This is a genomic window from Pseudomonas sp. AP19, from assembly GCF_001728855.1.
In the GTDB taxonomy this organism is placed as follows: Bacteria; Pseudomonadota; Gammaproteobacteria; order Pseudomonadales; family Pseudomonadaceae; genus Aquipseudomonas; species Aquipseudomonas fluorescens.
The window spans coordinates 1-6736 of sequence record NZ_LXJP01000007.1 but is presented as its reverse complement, the minus strand read 5'-3'; the positions used below and the strand labels follow the sequence as shown (position 1 = coordinate 6736).

Annotated in this window: 4 protein-coding genes; all 4 read right to left on the bottom strand. The window is 64.8% G+C overall.

Features of this window, described 5'->3' with window-relative positions; genetic code table 11:
- Nucleotides 1–103: 103 nt before the first annotated feature.
- The 4 genes from A7D21_RS07710 to cobW are packed head-to-tail and all read right to left on the bottom strand — an operon-like array spanning nucleotide 104 to nucleotide 6593.
- Nucleotides 104–715: a VWA domain-containing protein gene (locus tag A7D21_RS07710; RefSeq protein WP_069551458.1), complete on the bottom strand. Its 612-nt coding sequence runs from the start codon at nucleotides 713–715 to the stop codon at nucleotides 104–106.
- 53 nt (nucleotides 716–768) lie between these two features.
- Nucleotides 769–1767, bottom strand: coding sequence for an ATP-binding protein (locus tag A7D21_RS07705; protein ID WP_053256490.1), 999 nt, complete (start codon nucleotides 1765–1767; stop codon nucleotides 769–771).
- Nucleotides 1767–5528: a cobaltochelatase subunit CobN gene (gene cobN, locus A7D21_RS07700; protein ID WP_069551393.1), complete on the bottom strand. Its 3762-nt coding sequence runs from the start codon at nucleotides 5526–5528 to the stop codon at nucleotides 1767–1769. The genes A7D21_RS07705 and cobN overlap by 1 nt, the downstream gene beginning before the upstream one ends.
- 3 nt (nucleotides 5529–5531) lie before the next feature.
- Entirely contained in the window at nucleotides 5532–6593 is a 1062-nt protein-coding gene (cobW, locus tag A7D21_RS07695; protein WP_053256492.1) for a cobalamin biosynthesis protein CobW, read from the bottom strand.
- Nucleotides 6594–6736: the final 143 nt, after the last annotated feature.

Sequence of the window (6736 nt, the reverse complement as noted above, 5' to 3'; positions counted from 1 at the left end):
GAGGCCAGGAGCGGCTTCCGGCAGGCTTGAAAAATTAAGGGATTTGGCAGGCGGGGGGTGACATGGGAAGCGGGGACAAGCGGGAATCAGGGAACGTTCACTTTTATTGCAGCGGCACGCTGTCGATATGCCGATAGTCCAACTGCAACACAAGCGCCAGCTGTTGGGCGCGCCCGAGCTGGATCGGGCCGCGCTCGATATCCACCAGTAATCCCGGGCACTCGAGCGCCGCTAATCCGGCGATATCTTTGAGCCGCCCATCGGTAATTACCAGCAAACGCTGCTGCTCGGCCGGGTAGCGCTTGCGCCGCGCGTGCAGCCAATGCCCGGCTTCGGACAGCGCCGCCAGCAACGGCGTGCCGCCGCCGGCACCGAGTTGAGCGAGCCAATCGGTCAGGCCCTTGGCGGCTTTCACCCCCTGCACCTGCCATTTGGGCACGTGCCCGCTGGCCGTCAGTAACGCCATGCGCGCCCGTTGCCGATACGCGTCATCAAACAACTGGGCGAGCAAGCCTTTGGCGTCACTCAACGCACCATGGCGCCGGGTGGACGCCGAGGCATCGACAATCACCAGCCACAACTCATGGGCTGCACGACTGCGCAGGTGGTACACCAAATCCTCACGGGTTTGCGGGCGACCACCGAGCAAGGTGCCCGGCCAGTTGATCGAACCAAACGGTGCGCTACGCGCTTTGCCGTGCCTGCCTTTTTCCAGTCGCCCCGCCTTGGGCCGGGCATCCGCCCCCGCGTCAGGTCGGGGGCGAATGCCTAGGGCTTTTTTGGCCAGGTGGGCACATCCCGGCGCGCGCCCGTGGGCAACGGCGCTGCGGGCATAGCGCCCCATTGGCCTTGGCCGGGTGAGCTGTCCGAAGGTTGTGGCGCCTGGCCTTTATCGGGCGGGCTCGCCGGAGGCGTTTGCACCTGGCGACGATGACGCAAGGCAAATTCGGCCACGGTGTCGATATCTTCCTCGGCGATAGCGCCCGCGCCGCGCCAGGCTGCATGGGCGCGCGCGCCGCGCAACCACACAAGGTCTGCGCGCAAGCCATCGACACCGGCGGCAAAACAGCGCTCAGTGATCTGCGCCAATGCCTGATCATCCAAGGCAATGCTGTCGAGCCGCGCCCGCGCCTGGGTGCAGCGATCGCGCAAGGCGGCTTGCTGCGTAGCCCATTGGCTGCAAAACGCGGCAGGATCGCTGTCGAAATCCAGGCGGCGGCGGATAATCTGCCCGCGCTCGGTGGGCAGGGTTTGCCCGCTCAAGGCCACATTGAAGCCAAAGCGGTCGAGCAGTTGCGGGCGCAACTCGCCCTCTTCCGGGTTCATGGTGCCGATCAATACAAAGCGTGCCGAATGCCGGTGGGAAATGCCGTCGCGCTCGATCAGGTTGGTGCCGCTGGCGGCCACATCGAGTAGCAGGTCCACCAGGTGATCGGGCAGCAAGTTGACTTCATCAACGTACAGCACGCCGCCGTCAGCCTTGGCCAGGACGCCGGGGGAAAATTGCGCGCGGCCTTCGCCCAGCGCTGCGTCCAGATCCAACGTGCCCACCAGCCGCTCTTCGGTAGCGCCCAACGGCAAGGTGACAAACTGCCCGCTGGCCAACAAATCCGCCAGGCCTCGGGCCAACGTGGACTTGGCCATGCCGCGCGGGCCTTCGATCAGCACGCCGCCGATTTTCGGGTCGATGGCGGTGAGGCACAGGGCCAGTTTCAAGTCGTCGGCGCCGACCACGGCGGACAGCGGGAAATGCGCAATATCAGTCATCAGCTGTCTTCTTCTATGTCCAGCAACAGGTTTTCCAACGCCTCGCGATACGCGCCCGGCGCTTGCCACATGCCGCGCTGCTGGGCTTCGAGCATACGCTCGGTCATGTCGCGCAGGGCATCGGGGTTGTGCTGCTGCACAAACGCCCGGGTGTCAGGGTCGAGCAAGTAGGCGTCGGCGAGCAAGGCGTATTGGTGATCATCAATCAGCGCAGTGGTGGCGTCGAACGCGAACAGATTGTCCACCGTCGCGGCCATTTCGAACGCGCCTTTATAGCCATGGCGCTTCACGCCTTCGATCCATTTGGGGTTGGCGGCACGGGAACGGATAACCCGGTTCAGCTCTTCCTTCAGGGTACGGATCCTGGGCAGGTCCGGCTGGCTATGGTCGCCATGATAGCTGGCGGCCTTGTCACCGCTCAGGGTTTCCACGGCGGCGAGCATGCCGCCCTGGAATTGGTAGTAGTCGTTGGAATCGAGCAGGTCGTGCTCGCGGTTGTCCTGGTTCTGCAGGACCGCCTGCACCTGGCTCAGGCGCTGGGCGAACTGTTCGCGGGCGGCAGTGCCTTCGTCGGCACCGCCATACGCATAGCCGCCCCAGTTCAGGTAGACCTCGGCCAAATCCTCGCGGCTCTGCCACAAGCGACCATCAATCGCACCCTGTACGCCCGCGCCGTAGGCGCCAGGCTTGGCGCCAAAGATGCGCCAGCCGGCCTGTTTCGCCGCCGCCTCTTCATCCAGGCCCGCGCTGAGCAGCGCCTCGCGCTCGCTGCGCACCTTGGCCGCCAGCGGGTTCATGGCATCCGGCTCATCCAAGGCCGCCACCGCTTGCACGGCTGCATCAAACAGCCGGATCAGATTGGCAAAGGCATCGCGGAAGAACCCGGACACGCGCAGCGTCACGTCAACGCGCGGGCGATCCAACAAACTGATCGGCAGAATCTCGAAGTCATCCACGCGCTGGCTGCCGGTGGCCCACACCGGGCGTACGCCCATCAGCGCCATGGCCTGGGCAATATCATCACCGCCGGTACGCATGGTGGCAGTGCCCCAGACCGACAGGCCGAGCTGGCGCAGGTGGTCGCCGTGGTCTTGCAGGTGCCGCTCAAGGATCAGGTTGGCGGATTGAAAGCCGATGCGCCAGGCGGTAGTGGTGGGCAGGTTACGCACATCCACGGTAAAGAAATTGCGCCCGGTGGGCAGCACATCCAGGCGCCCACGACTCGGTGCGCCGCTGGGGCCTGCGGGTACAAAGCGGCCACTCAACGCATCCAGCAAACCGCGCATTTCCGCCGGCCCGCACGCATCCAGGCGTGGCGCCACGACGATGCGCAGGCTTTCGATGACCGCCTTCACGTCCTCCCAGCCGGGTTCCTCCAGTTGCTCGAGCGGCCCTTCCAGCGCTTGTTCGATCAGCCGCGCGGCGTATAACTCCAGGCGCTCGCGGGTATCACCGGCAGTGCGCCAGAGCTGCGGATCAATGGCTTGCAGCACCTCGGGGCGACGCCCGGTCCACGGCTCGGCCAGCGCACAATCGAGTGGGTCGAAGCCCAGCGCAAACGCCTTGGCCAAAACGCGCAGCAAGCTCGACTGCGGACCACGCCCATCGCCGCGCGGAATGCGCAGCAAGGCCAGCAAGGTGTCGATGCGCAAACGGCCGTCGGGCGACTCGCCAAAAATATGCAGGCCGTCGCGGATCTGCGACTCCTTCAAGTCGCACAGGTAAGTGTCCAGGCGCGGCAACCAGATCGCGGCGTCGGCGTCGTTGTCCAGCTCCAGCTCCTGATCGATATGGGTTTCGCGCACCAGCTTGAGAATGTCTTTTTGCAATTCAAGGGCGCGGCGCGGGTCCAGCAATTGCGCCTCGTAATATTCGTCGGCCAACAGCTCCAGGTTACGCAGCGGGCCGTAGGTCTCGGCCCGCGTCAGTGGCGGCATCAAGTGGTCGATGATCACCGCTTGAGTGCGCCGCTTGGCCTGGGCGCCCTCGCCCGGGTCGTTGACGATAAACGGGTAGATATTCGGCAACGGCCCCAGCAGCGCGTCGGGCCAGCAGTTTTCCGACAGCCCCACACCCTTGCCCGGCAGCCATTCGAGGTTGCCGTGCTTGCCCACGTGGATCACGCCATGGGCGCCGTAGGTGTGGCGCAACCAAAAGTAGAACGCCAAATAGCCGTGGGGCGGCACCAGGTCCGGGTCGTGATAGACCGCGCTGTGGTCCACCTGATAACCCCGCGCCGGCTGGATGCCGACGAAGGTCAGGCCCAGGCGCAGGCCGGCGATCATCATGCGGCCGTCGCGGCACATCGGATCGTTCTGCGGCGTGCCCCAGCGCTCCAGTACCGCCTGGCGATTGGCTTCCGGCAGGCGCTTGAACATCGCCTCGTAGTCGTCCAGGCCCAGGCTTTGGTGGCACGGGCGCAGGTCGAGGCTGTCCAGATCGTTGGTCACGCCGCCAAGCAGCTCATGAATCAAGGCCGTGCCGCTGTGCGGCAACTCACTGGGCACTGGATAACCGTCGGCTTGCAGCGCGCGCAGGATATTCAGCGCCGCCGCCGGGGTATCCAGGCCCACGCCATTGCCGATGCGGCCGTCGCGGGTCGGGTAGTTGGCGAGGATCAGCGCGATGCGCTTTTGCGCATTCGGCACCCGCGCCAGCTCAACCCAACGCCGCGCCAGCTCGGCGACGAAATCCATACGCTCGGGCGCAGCGCGGTAACACACCACGTCGGACTGGCTGCGCTCACTGCGCCAGGCCAGGTCTTTGAAGCTGATGGGACGGCTGATAATGCGCCCGTCCAGCTCCGGCAAGGCAATATGCATCGCCAGGTCGCGCGGGCCGAGGCCTTGCTCGCTGGCCTCCCAGCCGGGCTGGTTGTCCTGGGCGCAAATCGCCTGGATCACCGGAATATTGCGCCGGAACGGGCGCAAATGCGGGGCTTCCGGGCTGGACTGGGCAAAGCCGGTGGTGTTCAGAATCACCGCCGCCTGCACGTCATCCAGCCAGTCTTCGACCACCGTCAGGCAGCCGGGCTCTTTCAAACTGGCCACCGCTATCGGCAACGGGTTAAGACCCGCCGCTTGCAAGCGTTGGCAGAACACGTCGATAAACCCGGTATTGGCCGCCTGCAAATGCGAGCGGTAGAACAGCACGGCGGCTACCGGCCAGTCTGCCTGCCAATCCGACTGCCAGTCATTCAAGCGCGGGTTGGCTTTATGCGGGTGATAAATCGCGGTGCGCGGCAGGCTTTGCGGTTCGGCCCAGGCATAGTCACGGGCCAGGTAGCTGCTTGCCAGGCAGCGATAGAAATCCAGCGCGTTGCCCAGGCCGCCCTGGCGCAGGAAGTGCCACAGGCGGTCGCGCGCGTCCACGCCTACGGTGCTCAAGCCGCTGAGTTCCGGGTCCGGGCGATCATCGCCCGGCACCAGGATCAGTTGCACGCCACGCTCGGCCAACTCCACCAGGCGCTCGATGCCGTAGCGCCAATAACCGATGCCGCCGTGCAGCGAAATCAGGATGACCTTGGCGTGGCGCAGCACCTCGTCCACGTACAGGTCGACAGAGGCATGGTTTTGCACCTGCATCGGGTTGGCCAGGCGAAAGCTGGGGTAGTCGTCGGGTAACTGCTGAGCCGCTTCGGCGAGCAGTGCCAGGCTGGAGTCGCCGCTGCACAGGATCACCAGTTCAGCGGGGGTTTGGCCTAAGTCGGCAATGTTGTCTTCCGAGACGAAACCGCCGGGCTGGGTCCTGAGCAGGTGCATGGGTTAAACGCTGAGGGCGGCGCGCAGTTGCGCTTCGAGGCCCGCCGCGTCCAGCGCCTGGCCGATCAGCACCAGACGCGTGACGCGTGCTTCATCAGCCTGCCAGGCACGGTCGAAGTGCTTGTCGAAACGTGTGCCCACGCCCTGGATCAGCAGGCGCATCGGTTTGTTCGGGATCGCCGCGAAACCTTTGACGCGCAGGATGCCGTGTTGCACCACCAACTGCGTCAGGGCGTCGAGCAGCAGCGCTTCATCGGCTTGCGGCAGGTCGATGGAGATGGAATCGAACGCATCGTGGTCGTGGTCGTCTTCCCCTTCGTGGTGATGATCGTGATGGCTGTGGCGGTCGTCGATGTGTGCTTCGGAACCGGCGCCCAGGCCGATCAACACGTCCAGCGGCAGGCGACCGCTGCTGGCTTCGATGATTTTTACGGCGGGTGGCAGCTCTTCGGCGACTTCGAGGCGCACGCGGGCCAGGTCTTCAGGGCTGATCAGGTCGGATTTATTCAGGATCACCAGGTCGGCGCTGGCCAGTTGGTCGGCGAACAGCTCATGCAGCGGCGATTCATGGTCCAGGTTCGGGTCGAGTTTGCGCTGGGCATCCACCTGGTCCGGGAACGCGGCGAAGGTTCCGGCGGCCACGGCCGGGCTGTCGACCACGGTGATGACCGCGTCAACCGTGCAGGCGCTGCGGATTTCCGGCCACTGGAAGGCCTGGACCAAGGGTTTTGGCAGGGCCAGGCCCGAGGTTTCGATCAGGATATGGTCGAGGTCACCGCGACGGGCGACCAACTCGCGCATCACCGGGAAGAACTCTTCCTGCACGGTGCAGCACAGGCAGCCGTTGGCCAGTTCGTACACGCGGCCGTTGGCTTCTTCCTCGGTGCAACCGATCGAACACTGCTTGAGGATTTCACCGTCAATGCCCAGCTCGCCGAACTCGTTGACGATCACGGCGATGCGACGGCCCTGGGCGTTGTCGAGCATATGGCGCAGCAAGGTGGTTTTGCCCGAGCCGAGGAAGCCGGTGACGATGGTGACGGGAAGTTTGGCCAGTGTTTTCATCGGATGCCCTTTGGGGCGGGCATACGGGACGATGGCCCTGCGCAACGCGCAGAAGCTGATTTCGTCACCGGATCACCCCGCCCGGTTGAAGTAGAAAATCGGTGACGAGGCAGGTCTCCTGGCTTGGGGCATGCGGGTCTTGC